The organism is Streptomyces sp. WY228 (assembly GCF_019287315.1).
Lineage (GTDB): Bacteria > Actinomycetota > Actinomycetes > Streptomycetales > Streptomycetaceae > Streptomyces > Streptomyces caviscabies.
This window is the reverse complement of sequence record NZ_CP079114.1, coordinates 4,059,764-4,076,238: the sequence shown is the minus strand read 5'-3', so window position 1 is coordinate 4,076,238 and position 16,475 is coordinate 4,059,764. Positions and strand designations below refer to the sequence as shown.

Sequence of the window (16,475 nt, the reverse complement as noted above, 5' to 3'; positions counted from 1 at the left end):
ACCTCCGGCGTCGTCACGGACGCGCCCCCGCCGGGTGCGGTTCTTCCAGCCACCCCGGCGGGGGCGTCGCTCCGGGGCGCCGCCCATACTCGACGTATGACCGCCTATGACGTGATCGTCCTTGCCGGCGGGGCCGCGAAGCGGCTCGGCGGCGCCGACAAGCCAGGAGTCCGGGTGGGCGGCCGGGCGCTGCTCGACCGGGTTCTCGCGGCCTGCGCCGGGGCGGCCCGCACCGTCGTGGTGGGCGGTCGTCGGGCCACCGCACGGCCGGTCGTCTGGACCCGGGAAGTGCCCGAGGGCGGCGGCCCGTTGGCGGCGCTGGGGGCGGGGCTCCGGCTGACGACGGCGGAGTACGTTCTCGTGCTCTCCGCCGACCTTCCGTTCCTCGGTCCGGGGACGGTCGACGTCCTGCTCGCCGCCGCCGGAAGGACCGGCCGGGAAGGGGCCCTGTGCACCGACCCCGACGGGCGCGACCAGCCGCTCGTGGCCGCCTACCGCGCCGAGCCGCTCCGCCGTGAGCTGGCCCTGATCGCCACCGAGCACGGAAGTCTCGCCGGGCTGCCGCTCCGGCTCCTGACGGCGGAGCTGGACCTCGCCCGGGTCGAGGCGGGCCCCGACGCCGCGTTCGACTGCGACACTTGGGACGACATCGCCGCCGCCAGAGCCCGGATCAGGGAGCATGGGGCCGTGCTGGACGAATGGATGACCTCGGTCAAGAACGAACTGGGTATCGACCTCGACGTCGACACCGGTCTCCTGCTCGACCTCGCCCGGGACGCCGCGCACGGAGTCGCCCGGCCTGCTGCCCCGCTCACGACCTTCCTGGTCGGGTACGCGGCGGCCCGGGCGAGCGCCGGCGCGGGGCCCGAGGAGGCCGCCGCAGCGGTCGCGGAGGCCGCTCGCAGGGCCACCGCCCTCGCTCTGCGCTGGGAGGCGGAGGCGAGCGCGGCAGGCGATACGGCGGACGGGGCGAAGCCCGACGCGGGCCGCGAGGGGACCGGGACACCATGACCGGCCCCGACGGTCCGCACCATGCGTCCGGCAGCGACGGCGGTGACTTCCGCCCCGACGGAGGCGGCAGCGACCTCGCACGCGAGGAGGAGGAGCGGGCCGTCGAGCAGGCGCTCGCCCTGGTCGGCGGGACGACCCTGCGCCCGAGCCGCGGTCGCGACATCCCTGGCACCCCGGGCACACCCGGCACCCCCCGCGCCTCCGGCGGCGACTTGAGCAGTGGCCCGAACGGGAGCCCGGGCAACGGCCGCCGGGGCAGCAGCGGCCCGACCGGCAACGGCCCGGACCAGAGCGCTTCGACCGACAGCGCTTCGACCGACAGCGCCCCGATCGGCGGCTCCCCGGCCGGCAACGGCCCCAGCGCAGGCGGCCCTTCGGGCGGCGCCCGTGCCACCGCTCAGGCGTCCGGAAGCGATCAGCGACCCCGGCCCGGCCGGTCCTCCTCCGAAGCTCCCGCACCGAACGCCGAGCCGGCCACCCCGAAGGCCCCGCCGCTCTCCTGGGACCGGGCGCGGGCGGTCGCCACCAGGGCCGGGCGGACCGGGCCGCCCGCGACGATCCGGCTGCCGCTCGACCGGGCGCTGGGCCATGTGCTGGCCGAGCCGCTCGGCGCGCTCACCGATCTGCCGTCCTTCGACACCTCGGCCATGGACGGCTGGGCGGTCGCCGGACCGGGCCCCTGGGCGTACGAGGCCGGGGCGGGGCTCCTCGCCGGACGGAGCCCGGACACCCCGCTGCCCGACGGCACCGCCGTACGGATCGCCACCGGCGCCCGCGTACCGCCCGACACCACGGCGGTCATCCGCAGCGAGCACGCGCACCCCGACGAGGCCAAGGGGCTGCTGCACGCGCGGCGGTCCGTGGTCACCGGACAGGACATCAGACCCCGCGGCCAGGAGTGCCGTTCGGGCGAGCAGCTCGTTCCGGCCGGGACGGTCGTGACCCCGGCCGTGCTCGGCCTCGCCGCGGCCGCCGGGTACGACGCGCTGCCCGCCGTGCCCCGCCCGCGCGTCGACATCCTCGTCCTCGGCGACGAACTGCTCGCCGCCGGTCTGCCGCACGACGGGCTGATCCGTGACGCGCTGGGCCCCATGCTCGGCCCCTGGCTGCGGGCCCTGGGTGCCGAGGTCGCCGGGCCCGTCCGCCTCGGGGACGACGCCGGGGCGCTGCGCGATGCCCTCGCCTCCTCCGACGCCGACCTGATCGTCACCACCGGCGGCACCGCCTCCGGCCCGGTCGACCATGTGCACCCGGTCCTCGACGCCCTCGGGGCCGAACTGCTGGTGGACGGGGTCGCGGTCCGCCCCGGCCACCCCATGCTGCTGGCGCGGCTGCCGGCCCCCGGACAGATGAAGGACCAGCCGGAGGGGCCGTATCTGGTCGGGCTGCCCGGCAATCCGCTCGCGGCCGTATCGGGGCTGCTGACGCTCGCGGAACCGCTGCTCGCGGGCGTCGCGGGCCGCCCCGCCCAGGACGCGTACCGGGCCCTCGTCCATGCCGAGGTGCACGGGCATCCGCACGACACCCGGCTCGTCCCCGTGGTGCACCGTGCGGGCCGGGCGGGCGGCCGGGACCATGTCGCACCGCTCCGCTACAACGGGCCCGCCATGCTGCGGGGCATCGCCGCGGCGGACGGGTTGGCCGTCGTGCCGCCGGGCGGGGTACGGTCCGGCACCGAGGTGGAGATTCTGGATCTCCCATGGGCCCCGGCGACGCCGTGGACGGAAGGGTGTTTCACGTGAAACTTCCCGGCCACGATGCGATGGCCAGGCGAGCCGACGAACTGGTCGTGCCGACCCGGGTGATGCTCCCGCGCCGGGTGGCCCTCGGACCGGCCCGCCAGGTCGCCAAGCGCCTGCTGATGGCGCTGCTCGTGCTGGCCGCGACCGTGCTGATCGTCTGGCTCGACCGCAACGGCTACAACGACAACGCCGACGGCAAGGTCGACCTGCTCGACGCGGTCTACTACGCGACGGTCACCCTCTCCACCACCGGGTACGGCGACATCACGCCGTACAGCGACGGAGCACGGCTGATCAATGTGGTGCTCGTGACACCGCTGCGCGTGATGTTCCTGATCATCCTGGTCGGTACCACTCTGGAAGTCCTCACGGAACGGACCCGCGAGGACTTCCGGCTGAAGCGTTGGAGATCCAGCTTGCGTGACCACACCGTCGTCGTCGGTTTCGGTACGAAGGGCCGCTCGGCGATTCTGACCCTCTGCGCCACCGGCCTGTCGAAGGACCAGATCGTCATCGTCGATCCGGCCTCCAAGGTGATCGAGGCGGCCAACGCCGAGGGCTTCACCGGCGTCCTCGGCGACGCCACCCGCAGCGATGTCCTGCTGCGCGCCGAGCTCCAGAAGGCCCGTCAGGTCATCATCGCCACCCAGCGCGACGACACCGCCGTGCTGGTGGCCCTGACCGCGCGCCAGCTGAACCGCGGGGCGAAGATCGTGGCGGCGGTCCGCGAGGAGGAGAACGCGCCCCTCCTGCGGCAGTCCGGCGCCGACGCCGTCATCACCAGCGCCAGCGCCGCCGGCCGGCTGCTCGGCCTCTCCGTCCTCAGCCCCAGCGCGGGCACGGTGATGGAGGACCTGATCCAGCAGGGCAGCGGACTCGACCTGGTGGAACGGCCGGTCATAAAGGCCGAGGTGGGCAAGAACGTACGGGAGACGGAGGACCTCGTCGTCAGTGTGCTGCGCGGGCACCGGCTGCTCGGCTACGACGACCCGCAGGCCAGTCCGTTGCAGCTGACGGACCGGGTCATCACCATCGTCCGGAAGAGCCCCAGCACGCCCTCCGTGCCGCACACCTCGATGCCGCCGCGCCCCTGAACGTATGCCGCGCACCGATACATACGCCTCGCTCCTGAACCGCACGCCGCGCTCCTGAACGTGCGCTCCGCCGGAGTAGCCTCGCGGCCATGCATGCGATCACGATTCCTGAACCCGGCGGCCCCGAGGCGCTCGTGTGGGCCGAGGTGCCCGATCCCGTACCCGGCGACGGCGAGGTCCTCGTCGAGGTCGTCTCCAGCGCCGTGAACCGCGCCGACGTACTCCAGCGGCAGGGCTTCTACAACCCGCCGCCCGGTGCGTCCCCCTACCCCGGACTGGAGTGCGCGGGCCGCGTCCTCGCACTCGGTCCCGGGGTGACCGGCTGGGCGGTCGGCGACGCGGTGTGCGCGCTGCTGGCGGGCGGTGGCTACGCGGAGAAGGTCGCCGTTCCGGTGGGCCAGCTCCTGCCCGTACCGGAGGGCGTCGACCTGGTGGAGGCCGCGGCGCTGCCCGAGGTCACCGCGACGGTGTGGTCGAACGTGTTCATGGTTTCCCACCTCCGCCCCGGCGAGACCTTCCTGGTCCACGGCGGCTCCAGCGGCATCGGCACGATGGCGATCCAGCTGGCGAAGGCGGTCGGCGCCCGGGTCGCGGTCACGGCGGGCAGTCCGGACAAGCTCGCGCGGTGCGCCGAGCTGGGGGCGGACATCCTGATCAACTACCGCGAGCAGGACTTCGTCGAGGAGATCCGGGAGAACACCGCCGGAGCGGGGGCAGACGTCATCCTGGACCTCATCGGCGCCAAGTACCTGGACCGGAACGTCCAGGCGCTCGCCGTCAACGGCCGCCTCGCGATCATCGGACTCCAGGGCGGGGCCAAGGGCGAGCTGAATCTCGGCGCCCTGCTGACCAAGCGGGCCGCCGTCACCGCGACCTCGCTGCGCGGCCGCCCGCTCCACGAGAAGGCGGCCATCGTCGCCGCCGTACGCGAGCACGTGTGGCCGCTGATCGCCGACGGGGTGGTCCGGCCCGTGGTGGACCGGGCGCTGCCGATGGCGGACGCGGCCGAGGCGCACCGGGTGCTGGAGTCCAGCGCGCACATCGGCAAGGTCCTGCTGACCGCACCGTCGGCCGCCGCCTGACCCGTAAGCGGGCCCGGCCCCCGTAACGACGCCCGACCCGGCGGACAGAACACCCACACGTACGACGAAGGGGCCCGGCGGCACATCACACGGTGTGCTGCCGGGCCCCTCGCGGTCGGTCCTCGGTCTCCGGAGGCGGATACGGGTCTTACAGATACGGGCCGGAACGGATCGGGCCGTGCGGGTCCGCGCCGCCTTCCTCGTCCTCGTGGGCCATGCCGGGCGGCAGGGCCCGGCGCATCTGCTCCAGCTGGGCGCGGGCCGCCATCTGCTGGGCGAACAGCGCCGTCTGGATGCCGTGGAAAAGCCCCTCCAGCCAGCCCACGAGCTGTGCCTGGGCGATCCGCAGCTCGGCCTCGGAGGGCACCGACTCCTCGGTGAACGGCAGCGAGAGCCGCTCCAGCTCCTCGACCAGCTCCGGCGCCAGGCCGTCCTCCAACTCCTTCACGGAGCTGGCGTGGATCTCCTTGAGCCTGACCCGGCTCGCCTCGTCGAGAGGAGCCGCCCTGACCTCTTCCAGAAGCTGCTTGATCATGCTGCCGATGCGCATGACCTTCGCGGGCTGTTCCACCATTTCCGTCACCGGGACCTCGCGCGACTCGTCGTCACTGGCACCGCCGCCGATAGCCATTCCGTCCTGGCCCACGACAAGGACCTGCGGGTGCTCCTGCGACCGGTCATTCCTCGGCATTTCCATGCCGCCATTGTCTCGCACACATGCCGTACCCCACGGTGGTGCCCCCGAAAACGGATGATCCACCGTCCTCGGGGGCACCGGATCCCTTCCGGGAGCGCCGGAAGGGGCTTCAGCCCGCGCGCCGGGCCAGGGTCAGCCGGGAGCTGGTGAGGGCGGCTGCCAGCAGTCCGGCGAGCACCGGGACGACCAGGGCCAGCAGCCCGATGGTCTCCCACGGCATCACGATCGGCGTGTAGGCCGACTCCATCGGGTCCGCCCGCATGTCCTCCAGCGCCGCGCGCAGGTCGGTCAGGCGCAGGGCGACCGCGGGTACGAGCCCCGCCGCCGTGCCCAGGAGTACCCCGGTCAGGGCGACGACCAGGCACTGGAAGCCGGACAGCGAACGCCGTACGCCCGGGGGCGCGCCCACCGCGCTGAGGGTGGTGAGGTCGGCCTCCGCGTCGGCCTTGGACAGCCCGGTCGTGATGGCCGCGGCGCCCAGGGTCACCACTCCGGCGAAGAGGGCGAGGATCAGCAGGATCGTGTCGTCCTCCGTCCGGTACTGCTCGTTCGAGGTCATGAGATACCCGTGGTCACCGGCCCGCTGGAGTGCCGAGTAGGCCGCTTGCTGCTCGGCGTCCGTGGGTTCGCGGGTGACCGGGTAGATGCTGCCGTGGTCCTCGACATGCAGGCCGAACCGTTCCGCGGTCTGCTTCGGCATGACCATCCGGATGCCCGGCGTCGCCGCGAAGCGGTCCTCCGCGACATAGACCTTCAGCTGTTCCGTGGTGGTGCGGGCCTTGCCGGGGTGCAGGGCCCGGTTCTTCTTGTCACGGTCGTTGTAGATGTGCGCGGCCTTGAGGGTGACCTCGCCGTTCTTCGCGTACGCCGGGTTCAGCAGGACGGGCGTGCCCTCGGCCAGGGCCTTCGCCGCCGCCGGGTCGTCGAGCTTCACGTACGTGGAGAGCACGTCCGCGCCCCCAATGACGATCTTGTGCTCGTCGGAGCCGAACGCGATCGTCGTGTAGTTCTCGTCCATGCAGGCCGGGGAGTTCATCAGCCGCTTGTGCTCGTCGGCCGAGATGCGCAGGGCCAGCTCCTTGGCGCCCTTGCCCTTCAGCGGGCAGGAGTGGGCCTTGCCGGTGGGCTTGACGAGTTCGAGGGTGCCGCAGTCGGCGCCGTCCTCATCGTAGTAGTCCGTGCAGTCGCTGCCGGCCCAGACCCGTCCGATGTCGGCGCGCCCGCCGCCGACCGGGAAGTTCTGCTCGACGGCGGCCCGGGAGAGCGCCAGATCGGCGGCGCCGCCGCTGCCGCCGGAGTCCACCAGCGCGACGGTGCCCGGGGTCATGTTGGGCACGAAGTCGTACTCCTGCTCGGCGGCGTTGCTGCTGGTGTACGTGGCGATGGCGATGCTGCCCGCGACGGCCGCCATCACGGCGGCGACGGCGGGTGCGGTACGGCCCCGGTTGCGGGCCGCGTCGCGCAGCGCGATCCGGGGCGTCAGCGGGAGCCGCCGGCCGAGCCGGCCGAGGAGTCCGACGATCACCGGGATGCAGCAGAGGACGCCCAGTTCGGCGAGGACGGATCCGCCGGCGACGAGATTGGTGCTGCCGCTGATGCCGCCGTAGACCGCGATCGCGACGCCTACCGTGAGCGCGACGACACCGAGGACGGGCAGCACCCGGGAGCTGCGGCGGATGCCGCGCCGGCCGGTGAGCGACTCCAGGACCGACTGGCGGCCCGCGACGATCGCCGGGGCGAGTGCGGCGAGGACACCGGTGACCAGGCCGAGCACGGCGATGCCGAGGATCTCCCAGGGCCGTACGGTCAGTTCGCCGAAGCGGTTGCCCGTGTAGTCCTCGATCATCGGGCGGAACAGGGCGGTCAGGCCGAACCCGGCGCCGACCCCGGCCACCGCGCCGACCGCTCCGAGCACCGCGCCGCCCGCGAGCACCACGGCCCGGACCTGGCCCCGGCTGCCGCCGCACGAACCGACCAGCCCCAGCTGGCGGCGCGAACGCCGCGCGCCCACGGCGAACGCCGGACCGGCCAGCAGCACGATCTCCAGGAGAGCCATGGCGGTCACCGTGAGAGCGGCCGCGGTCAGCTCCGTGTCCTGAGCGAACCCGCCGCTGTGCTCGGCCATCGGGACCTCGGAGTCCGGCGGCGGATCCAGGACGACCTGGCGGGACTTGACCACCACGCCCTTCTCGTTGGCGGCGAGGATGTCCTGCCAGGTCACGCCCGCTCCGGACGGTCCCCGGACCAGCCAGCTCAGGTCGGTCGCCTGGGGCGGCAGAACGGTCTTGTCGCCGTCGGCGGTCTTCTGCCAGGGGGCGATGACCGAGCCGGGGAGCGCGTAGAGGGAGTCGGCCCGCAGGTCGGCGGGGAGTTCGACGGCGCCGGTGAGCGTGTAGGTCTGGTCGGGGCCGCGCACGGTGACGCGGTCGCCGACGGACAGCCCGGACGACTCGATGAACTTCTCGGTCGCCGCGATCTCGTCGGCGGCCCGGGGGAAGCTTCCGTCGGTCAGTTCGATCCGGCCGCGCAGCATCGGGTCGGCGATACGCAGTTCGGTGATCTCGGTGTCGGTGATGCCGTGGCGGGTGGTCACCGACACCGGCACGCTCCGCTCGGTGACGTGACGCGAGCCCTCGGGGAAGGCCGCGGTCACGTCGACCGGCCTCGCCTGCTCCTCGGGCGTGGGGTCGGCGGCGCCCTCGGGCGGGTTCCAGCTGATGCCGTCGGGCAACTGCTGGAGCTTCACCGGTCCCATGCTCGTGGCCGTGAACCGGGCGTCGGCCGAGCCCAGCTCGGCCGTCAGTTCCTCGGCCTTGGTGGGCAGGGCGCTGCGGTAGGTGAGGTCGGCCGCGGTCACACCGAGGACCGGCAGGGCGATCATCGCGACGACCAGGGCGCTGCGGCCCTTGGCCCGTGCGGCGTCGCGCCGGGCTATGCGGAAGGCGGCGCGCCAACCAGGGAGGGGGTTCACGTGGCGGCCTCGGCGGTTCCGGCGGAGAGGAGGGAGTCGGCTCCGGTGGTGAGCGTCTGGTCGACGATCGAGCCGTCCCGGAGGAAGACGACCCGGTCGGCCCAGGCCGCGTAACGGGGCTCGTGGGTGACCATGACGCCGGCCGCGCCCTGGTCGCAGCGGGTGCGCAGCAGGGCGAGGACGGACTCGCCGGTCTCGGAGTCGAGTGCTCCGGTCGGTTCGTCGGCCAGCACGAGGCGTCGGTCGCCGACGAGGGCGCGGGCGATGGCGACGCGCTGCTGCTGGCCGCCGGACATCTCGTCGGGGAAGCGGTCGGCGATCTCCGCCAGCTTCATCTCGGCCAGCGCGGCGAGGGCCTCCTTGCGTGCCTTGCGCACGGAGACGCCGTCGAGTTCGCGGGGCAGCGCGATGTTCTCGGCGGCGGTCAGGGCGGGGATGAGGTTGTAGTCCTGGAAGACGTAGCCGACGCTGCGGCGGCGCAGGGCGGCCATCCCCTTGGGGCCGAGGGCGGCGATGTCCTGGCCCTCGATGACCACCTGGCCGCTGGTGGCGGTGTCGAGCCCGCCGGCCAGGGTCAGCAGGGTGGACTTGCCGGAGCCGGAGGGGCCCATCACGGCGACCAGTTCGCCCGGGTGGACGGAGAGGTGGATTCCGCGCAGGGCGTGCACCTCGGCGATGCCGGAGCCGTGGGTACGGGTCAGCGCCCGCAGTTCGAGTACGGGGCTGCCGCCGGGCGTCCCGGAGGACGGCGGGGGCGGGGGTGTGGCGGACGAGGGCATGACGGGTGGTTCCCCCCTAGGAACGGACTGGGTCAGGTGTGGGCGGCGGCCGGACCGGGACCGGCATCACGCGTTACGGGTGACGGCGGGACCGGGACCGGCATCACGGGTGACGGCGGTACGGCACCGGCCGGGCCGGGCGCGCCGGCGTCAGCGCCGGGAGCGGATGCGGCCGGCCAGTGAGCGGGCCGGGCCGCGGGTGGCCGCGGGGCCGGGCTCCTCGGTGGGCTCGACGGCGGCGGCCTCGGCGAGGCGGACGAGGCGGGACTCGCAGTGGTCCAGCCAGCGGGCCTCGGCCTCCGCCTGGAAGATCAGCTGCTCCACGACGAGCAGCCAGGCGACCTCGTCCCGGTTGGCCGGGATGTCGGCCAGGGCCTGGGCCTTGAGCCGGGTGTAGTCCTGCATCGCCTGGAGTGTGTGGTGGCGTTGGGACTGGATGACGTCGCGGATGTCGACGCCCGGCGCACCGACGGCCATGGCGAGCTTGATGGCCAGCTCGTCGCGGGGCGGACTGGTGCGGTCCACGGGCGTCTCGAACCAGGTGCGCAGCTCGGCGCGGCCGTCGTCGGTGATGGCGTAGAGGTCGTGCCCGGCGTCGTCCGTACCGTCCTGGACGATCATGCCGTCGCGTTCCAGGCGGCTGAGCGTCGTGTAGACCTGCCCGACGTTCAGGGGCCAGGTGGAGCCGGTGCGCGACTCGAACTCGGTGCGGAGCCGGGACCCGTAACGCGGGCCCCGTTCCAGCAGGGCCAGTAGGCCGTGGCGAATGGACATACTGAGTATGTATACCGAGTATGTTCGTCCTGGCAAGTCGCGACGGCCGCCGGGAGGGGGTGGATCAGCGCGGCGCGACGCTCAGTTCGCGCGGCGCATACGGAACGCGAGGAAGCCGAGCCCCAGACCGACCAGGGCGACGCCCGAACCGAGCGAGACCTGCTGCACCCGGCGCACGTCCGCGGCGTCCAGCGCCTGCACGGACCGCTGCCCCGGATCGGTGAAGGCATCGGACGGCGGAGGGGAAACGGGCAGGTCGACGGCGTCCACGACCGGCTCCTCGGCCTCCTCGGGCTCAGGCTGCTCGACGGGATCCTCGGGATCCTCGGCCCGCGCCTGCTCCAACGGCGACAGCGAACGCCCGGGTCGCTCCTTCCCGGCCCCGGCCTCGCGCCCGGCCAGCGGGGCGGTCGAGCCGGAGACGTCGGGAGAAGCGGAAGCGGAGGAGGAGGGTTCCGGAGGGTCGGCTCCGGGCCCGGCGGGGGCCTGCGCGTCGTGCCCGGTCGCCACCGGGGAGGACGGGACCGGGCCGGTCCCCGATACTCCGGGGACCGGAACGCCGGACGGCAGGGGCAGGGCGGAAGGAAGCGTCGAGGGGGACGTGGAGCCCGACGGGGCGGACGGCGGAGGGGCCGGGGAGGACGGGCCGGCGGGCGCGGTGGCGGCGGGACCCGACGTGCCGGGGACCGTGGCGGTCACGGACGGCGGACCGTCGGGCGCCGACGAACCGTGGGCGGAGACCGCCGACGGCCCCAGCGCCGCTCCGACCGCCGCCAGCAGACAGACCGCACACCTCGACAGCCATGCGGCCGGAAGTCCTGGAGCCATGAGATCAGCGTCACACGGGCCCCTGTATCCGGCATCCCGGACGCGGTATCCGGAAGTCAGGGGCTCTTTACCGGTCCACTTACCGGTCCACGACGAAGATCCGGCGAGATCTGTGGACCGGTAACGATCACCTTCGGACACCGCCCGGCCGGGCGGTGTCCGACGTACCGGCGGAGGCTCAGGAGGGCTTGCCGGTGGAGACCTTCAGCTCGAAGTGGGCGCCGCGCTCGTCGACCGCCGCACCGGAGGACGGGAACTGGCCGACGACCTGGCCGTCGGCGTACGTGTTGCCCGGCTCCTCGATCTCCTTGATCGTCCAGCCGGCGGCGGCGGCGCACGCCTTCGCCGACAGGATGTCCTTGTAGATGAAGCTGGGCGCGCGGACCTTCTTCGGGTCGTTGGAGTCCTCGGACGCGCCGGAGCACTCCGTGTCCTTCATCGTGCGGTTGCGCTCCGGCGGGCGGTAGCCCTCCACCTGCTCGGTGCCCGTGCCCGTCTCGCCGCCCTTGCCCGCCTCGTCGTCCTTGCCCTGGAGGGCGATGGCGGTGATCAGGCCGCCGATGGCCAGCAGGGCGACGACGATAGAGCCGACGATGACCGGCATGTTCCGCTTCGAGCCGCCGCGGTCGGTGGTGCCGACGGCCGTGGAGTGCTGCGGGCTGATCGAGTACGGCGGCGGGGTCTGGTGCGACAGGGGGCCCGGGGTCGGGTAGCCCTGGACCTGGCCGGACTGCGGGTAGCCGTAGCTCGGCGTGGGCGCCGGGGTCGGCTGGCTGTACGGGCCGGGCTGGTGGGGCTGCTGGTGCTGCGGATGCGGCTGGTACGGCGTCTGCACGCTGTGCGGCGCCGGGGTGCTCTGGTCGACCGGCGGGAACACCGCCGAACCGACACCGGAACCGCTGTTGGCGGGCCCGCCCCCGGCCACGATCACCGGGGCGCCGGACTGGCCGCCGGAGGCGTTCAGCACCCGGGCGATCTCGTCGCGCATCGCGGCGGCGCTCGGGAAGCGCTCGTTCGGGTTCTTCTTGAGGGCGCGGGCGACGAGGGCGTCCATCGCCGGGGTGACCGCCCGGTTGATGCTGGAGGGCGCGACCGGCTCCTCCTGCACATGCGCGTACGCGATGGCCAGCGGCGAGTCCGCGTCGAACGGGATCCGGCCGGTGAGCAGCTGGAAGAGCATGATGCCGACCGAATACAGGTCGGAGCGGGCGTCGACGCCGCGGCCCAGGGCCTGCTCGGGGGAGAGGTACTGCGGGGTGCCGACGACCATGCCGGTCTGGGTCATCGAGGTGACGCCGGACTGCATGGCGCGGGCGATGCCGAAGTCCATCACCTTGACGACGCCGCGCTTGGTCATCATCACGTTGCCGGGCTTGATGTCCCGGTGGACCAGGCCCATCTCGTGGCTGGTCTCCAGGGCGGCGAGCACGTCCGCCGTCACCTTGAGGGCCTTGTCGGCCGGCATCGCGCCGTGATCGCGGATGTCGGTGGCCAGCACCGAGCCGAGCGGCTGCCCCTCGACGTACTCCATGACGATGTACGGCATCAGCGCACCGCCGAGCTCGTCCTCGCCGGTGTCGAAGACGGAGACGATGTTGGTGTGCTGGAGCTTGGCGACGGCCTGCGCCTCGCGCCGGAAGCGCTCGCGGAAGGACTGCTCGCGGCCGAGCTCGGTGTGCAGGGTCTTGATCGCGACCTGGCGGTCCAGGGCGGAGTCGTAGGCCAGGTAGACGGATGCCATCCCGCCCTCGCCGAGCAGGTCGCGCAGCTGGTAGCGGCCGCCCGCGACCGCCCCGCCCGCGTAGCGGCCCTGTGCGCCGTCCTGGCTCATGACTTGCATCCCCCTCGGCGGCGCGCGGTGGCACGCGATGTTCTGCCTGACAGTTTCTGTCTGACGTGATTGCGTGCGACGCGGTTCCGTACAACGCGATTACGCGCCAAGTCTGCCGTAGGGGTCCGACACGTCAAGCCGGGTGCCCGTTCCGTGACCCTACGCACAAGAAGCGTCTCGGAAGCGTTACAGGAAACGCATCAAATTCAGGTGTAGGACGCGCCGGGCGGTCCGATGATCCTTCCGCGGCGGAACCGGGGTGTCCGGCGGAGGCTGTAGCGTGACGTGGCAATGCAGCACGTGCAGCAAGGCACCGTGAGAACCCGCGGACGCGCGGACAGATACGACGGCGAGGACTGATGGCACCCGATTCCGAAGCAAACGGCGGCGGAGTTTCGGATGGCACCGACTCCTGGGGCGTCGGCGGCGTCGTCGGTGACGGACGTTACCGGATGACCCACCGGCTCGGCCGGGGCGGCATGGCGGAGGTCTACGCGGCGGAGGACGTCCGGCTCGGACGGACGGTCGCGGTGAAACTGCTCCGCTCCGACCTGGCCGAGGACCCGGTCTCCAAGGCCCGCTTCACCCGCGAGGCACAGTCCGTCGCGGGCCTCAACCACCACGCGATCGTCGCCGTGTACGACTCCGGCGAGGACGTCGTGGGCGGCCAGACCGTCCCGTACATCGTGATGGAGCTGGTCGAGGGCCGCACCATCCGCGACCTCCTCCTGACCGCCGAGGCCCCGCCGCCCGAGCAGGCGCTGATCATCGTCTCGGGCGTGCTGGAGGCCCTGGCGTACTCGCACCAGCACGGCATCGTGCACCGTGACATCAAGCCCGCCAACGTGATCATCACGGACTCCGGCGCGGTCAAGGTGATGGACTTCGGCATCGCCCGCGCGCTGCACGGCGCACAGTCGACGATGACCCAGACCGGCATGGTCATGGGCACCCCGCAGTACCTCTCCCCCGAGCAGGCGCTCGGCAAGGCCGTCGACCACCGGTCCGACCTGTACGCCACCGGCTGCCTGCTCTACGAGCTGCTCGCGCTGCGGCCCCCGTTCACCGGCGAGACCCCGCTCTCGGTGGTCTACCAGCACGTCCAGGACATCCCGGTGCCGCCGTCCGAGGTCTCGGACGTGGTGCCGCCGGAGCTGGACGGGATGGTGATGCGCTCGCTGGCGAAGGACCCGGACGACCGGTTCCAGAGTGCCGAGGAGATGCGCGGGCTCGTCCAGTACAGCCTGCAGATGCTCCAGGTGCAGGGCGGTCACACGGGCACCTGGAACACCGGCCCGGTCACGCTGCACGAGGGCGGCCAGACCCCGCCGCACGGGATGACCGGCTCCACCCGCGCGATGGGCACGGGCCACCCGATGCACGGCGACACCTCGCAGGGCCCGATCCTGCCGCCGTACAACCCGGACGACGGCGGTTACGACGGTGGCGGCGGGCAGCGGCGCTCCGGCGGGCGCGGCAAGATGTGGCTCTTCGTCCTGCTGGCCCTGATCGCGATCGGCGCGGGCGTCGCGTTCGCCCTCAACGCGGCGCAGGGCGACGGCGACAAGGAGAAGGACCCGGTCACCCCGTCCACCTCGGTCAGCCAGTCCGAGGAGGAGCCCTCGGAGGAGCCGTCCGAGGAGGAGAGCGACGAGCCGGAGGAGCCGGACACCACCAGCGGTGGCCAGACCGAGCCGAACCCGCCGCCGTGGACCCCGGACCCGACGCCGAGCGAGCCCACGTTCAGCCCGTCCCCGACGCCGACCGACACGGACGCCGGGACGTCGGACGGCAGCACGAACGAGGGCGGCAGCGGCGAGCCCACCGGTGATCCGACCGGTCCGAGCACCGACCCCGGCACCCCGGGCGGCGCCGTCGAGGGCGGGGCCGGCGGGGAGGACGGCGGTACGGGCACGACGCCCGGAGACACCTCTGTGGGTGCCACGGCGGGGTAACGCGCCACCGCATCGCATCGCCCCTGAGCCCGGCGCACGCCCCAGTGGCGCGCGCCGGGCTCGCGCGTTGACGCACCGCTTCACTCCGTGAAGGCCGCGCACACCGCCTCGTACTCCCGCGTCCACCACACCGCCAGGGCCGACACCGCGGGGAACTGCGGGTCGGCCCTGCGGTCGTCGAGGCGGTAGCGCCAGCGGAGTATCCAGAAGTCGTTGAGCCGCTCCCACCACACCCGGTGCACCGCCGCCGCCAGCTCCGCCGCCCCCGCCCCGGCGGCCCGCCGGTACGCGCGGGCGTACGCCCGGACCTTCGCGAGGTCCAGCTCGCCGGTCGGCCGGACGAAGAAGATCGCCGCCGCCCGTACCGCCTCCTCGGCGCGCGGCTGTACGTCCAGCCGGTCCCAGTCCACGATCGCGACCGGATCGGCGCCCCGGTAGAGCAGGTTCAGCGGGTGGAAGTCGCCGTGCACCCACCCCGTGGCCGGCCCGTCCGGCGTGGGCGGGCGGCGGTGGGCGTGCTGTTCGAGCAGGGCGCGGCGCTCCACGAGCCGGTGCACGGCGAGTTCGTCGAACGCGTCGCGCGGGGTGTCCCGGCCGCTCTGCCCGCGCGCGGCGGCCAGCAGGTCGTCGATCAGCGCGAAGGTGTCGGCGGCGTCCGGGCTGCGGTGCCCCGGCCGGGCGGGCTCTCGCGCCGGACGCGGGCCGTCGCGCGGCGCCATCACCTGCTCCAGGCCGGTGTGCACGGTCCCCAGGAGCGTTCCGAGCCGCTGCGACTGGGCGAGCGTCAGCTGGGCCCCGACCCGGTGGAGGCCGTTGACCCAGGGGTGGAGGGCGTAGCACCGTTCGCCGATCACGGTGACGGTGTCGCCCCGGGTGTCCGTCAAGGGCGGTACGACGGGCACGCCGAGCGACTTCAGGCGCTGGGTGGCGCGGTGCTGGCGCACGATCGCGGCGCGTTCCCCGCTGGGGTCGTCGAGATGCTTCTTGTCGAGATGGTGCTTGAGAAAATAGGAACCGCTCGTGGTGGAGACGCGGTATCCGTGGTTCAGCAGGCCTTTGGTGATCGGCTCGCAGGCGAGCGGCTCGCCCACGCCCGGGTAACGGCGCAGCACCTCGCCGACCGGGGGAACAGGCGGACGAGTGACATATGAGCGCGGCACTTACCAGATGTTAGATCACTCTGCGTGGCCGCTTCGCGGACTTGCGGTCACGCCCGCCGGTGCGCTAGAGGGCGCCCGAGCCTCAGAAGTCCAGCGTGTGTTCCGTGACGAAGTGCGGATCGACCCGCAGATAGGCCGGCGCGTAGGGCTCCCCGTTGACGGAGACGGGCGCCGCGCCGAACAGTTCCTCCTGCTCGGGGCAGGGGCGCACGATCTCGGCGGGTCCGGTGAACTGCACCGACCACAGATTGCCGCCGTCGCCGGACGCCGCGTCGTTGTAGTTGTCCGCCCCGTACGCGACGACACTGCCGTCGCACGCCTCGTGATGGCCGAAGCCGCTGTGCATCCGCAGCAGGATGCGGCCGTCGCACACGATGTGCCGGGCCACCGCCAGGAACGGCAGGGCCCGCATGCTGGTCGCGAGGCGGCCGTACGGGACCCGGCCGAGCAGATCGAGCGGCTCGGCCCGCTCGACCGTGCCGACCGCGCGGCGTGCGTGGCGGGATCCGTGGGAGTCGAAGGACATGGCTTCCACTGTCCCCCGGCCGTAG

Annotated in this window: 13 protein-coding genes; 5 read left to right on the top strand and 8 right to left on the bottom strand. The window is 73.1% G+C overall.

The genetic code is table 11. The annotated features are described in order from the left end of the window. The first annotated feature begins 96 nt into the window (after positions 1–96). From KV381_RS17795 to KV381_RS17780, 4 genes are all read left to right on the top strand, one after another. Positions 97–1,011: a DUF6457 domain-containing protein gene (locus KV381_RS17795; RefSeq protein ID WP_193462660.1), complete on the top strand. Its 915-nt coding sequence runs from the start codon at positions 97–99 to the stop codon at positions 1,009–1,011. After that, entirely contained in the window at positions 1,008–2,753 is a 1,746-nt protein-coding gene (locus KV381_RS17790) for a molybdopterin molybdotransferase MoeA (RefSeq protein WP_218785649.1), read from the top strand. The genes KV381_RS17795 and KV381_RS17790 overlap by 4 nt, the downstream gene beginning before the upstream one ends. Further along, positions 2,711–3,847 (top strand): TrkA family potassium uptake protein, encoded by a 1,137-nt coding sequence (locus KV381_RS17785; RefSeq protein WP_030077098.1) that lies wholly within the window; start codon positions 2,711–2,713, stop codon positions 3,845–3,847. The genes KV381_RS17790 and KV381_RS17785 overlap by 43 nt, the downstream gene beginning before the upstream one ends. A gap of 89 nt (positions 3,848–3,936) precedes the next feature. Beyond that, positions 3,937–4,929 (top strand): NAD(P)H-quinone oxidoreductase, encoded by a 993-nt coding sequence (locus KV381_RS17780; protein ID WP_030077096.1) that lies wholly within the window; start codon positions 3,937–3,939, stop codon positions 4,927–4,929. Between the two features lie 148 nt (positions 4,930–5,077). Here KV381_RS17780 and KV381_RS17775 read toward each other — a convergent pair whose 3' ends face one another. From KV381_RS17775 to KV381_RS17750, 6 genes are all read right to left on the bottom strand, one after another. Further along, positions 5,078–5,626: a bacterial proteasome activator family protein gene (locus tag KV381_RS17775; protein ID WP_006125928.1), complete on the bottom strand. Its 549-nt coding sequence runs from the start codon at positions 5,624–5,626 to the stop codon at positions 5,078–5,080. Positions 5,627–5,735: 109 nt separating this feature from the next. After that, positions 5,736–8,597, bottom strand: a complete 2,862-nt coding sequence (locus KV381_RS17770) for an FtsX-like permease family protein (RefSeq protein WP_218785647.1) — start codon at positions 8,595–8,597, stop codon at positions 5,736–5,738. After that, the gene (locus tag KV381_RS17765; RefSeq protein WP_030077090.1) at positions 8,594–9,376 is read right to left on the bottom strand and encodes an ABC transporter ATP-binding protein; all 783 of its coding nucleotides are present in this window, start codon (positions 9,374–9,376) and stop codon (positions 8,594–8,596) included. Before KV381_RS17765 ends, KV381_RS17770 begins: the two co-directional genes overlap by 4 nt. Before the next feature lie 150 nt (positions 9,377–9,526). After that, the gene (locus KV381_RS17760; protein WP_030077088.1) at positions 9,527–10,150 is read right to left on the bottom strand and encodes a PadR family transcriptional regulator; all 624 of its coding nucleotides are present in this window, start codon (positions 10,148–10,150) and stop codon (positions 9,527–9,529) included. Between the two features lie 81 nt (positions 10,151–10,231). Then, complete coding sequence (locus KV381_RS17755) at positions 10,232–10,978, bottom strand: hypothetical protein (RefSeq protein WP_103538366.1); 747 nt, start codon at positions 10,976–10,978, stop codon at positions 10,232–10,234. A gap of 178 nt (positions 10,979–11,156) precedes the next feature. Then, positions 11,157–12,809, bottom strand: coding sequence for a protein kinase (locus KV381_RS17750; RefSeq protein WP_030077084.1), 1,653 nt, complete (start codon positions 12,807–12,809; stop codon positions 11,157–11,159). Between the two features lie 359 nt (positions 12,810–13,168). On the opposite strand from KV381_RS17750, the gene KV381_RS17745 reads away from it, so the two are divergent. After that, complete coding sequence (locus tag KV381_RS17745) at positions 13,169–14,764, top strand: protein kinase (RefSeq protein WP_103538367.1); 1,596 nt, start codon at positions 13,169–13,171, stop codon at positions 14,762–14,764. Between the two features lie 80 nt (positions 14,765–14,844). Here the strand turns inward: KV381_RS17745 and KV381_RS17740 are convergent, their stop codons facing one another. Together KV381_RS17740 and KV381_RS17735 are read right to left on the bottom strand one after the other, a co-directional pair. After that, entirely contained in the window at positions 14,845–15,876 is a 1,032-nt protein-coding gene (locus KV381_RS17740) for a phosphotransferase (RefSeq protein WP_030077080.1), read from the bottom strand. Positions 15,877–16,006: 130 nt separating this feature from the next. Beyond that, entirely contained in the window at positions 16,007–16,450 is a 444-nt protein-coding gene (locus KV381_RS17735) for a pyridoxamine 5'-phosphate oxidase family protein (RefSeq protein ID WP_030626636.1), read from the bottom strand. Positions 16,451–16,475: the final 25 nt, after the last annotated feature.

Bases quoted from the DNA above. Each gene is read 5' to 3' on its own strand.
- KV381_RS17795 (WP_193462660.1), top strand. From the start codon at position 97: ATGACCGCCTATGACGTGATCGTCCTTGCCGGCGGGGCCGCGAAGCGG.
- KV381_RS17790 (WP_218785649.1), top strand. From the start codon at position 1,008: ATGACCGGCCCCGACGGTCCGCACCATGCGTCCGGCAGCGACGGCGGT.
- KV381_RS17785 (WP_030077098.1), top strand. From the start codon at position 2,711: ATGGGCCCCGGCGACGCCGTGGACGGAAGGGTGTTTCACGTGAAACTT.
- KV381_RS17780 (WP_030077096.1), top strand. From the start codon at position 3,937: ATGCATGCGATCACGATTCCTGAACCCGGCGGCCCCGAGGCGCTCGTG.
- KV381_RS17775 (WP_006125928.1), bottom strand. From the start codon at position 5,626: ATGGAAATGCCGAGGAATGACCGGTCGCAGGAGCACCCGCAGGTCCTT.
- KV381_RS17765 (WP_030077090.1), bottom strand. From the start codon at position 9,376: ATGCCCTCGTCCGCCACACCCCCGCCCCCGCCGTCCTCCGGGACGCCC.
- KV381_RS17760 (WP_030077088.1), bottom strand. From the start codon at position 10,150: ATGTCCATTCGCCACGGCCTACTGGCCCTGCTGGAACGGGGCCCGCGT.
- KV381_RS17755 (WP_103538366.1), bottom strand. From the start codon at position 10,978: ATGGCTCCAGGACTTCCGGCCGCATGGCTGTCGAGGTGTGCGGTCTGT.
- KV381_RS17750 (WP_030077084.1), bottom strand. From the start codon at position 12,809: ATGAGCCAGGACGGCGCACAGGGCCGCTACGCGGGCGGGGCGGTCGCG.
- KV381_RS17745 (WP_103538367.1), top strand. From the start codon at position 13,169: ATGGCACCCGATTCCGAAGCAAACGGCGGCGGAGTTTCGGATGGCACC.
- KV381_RS17735 (WP_030626636.1), bottom strand. From the start codon at position 16,450: ATGTCCTTCGACTCCCACGGATCCCGCCACGCACGCCGCGCGGTCGGC.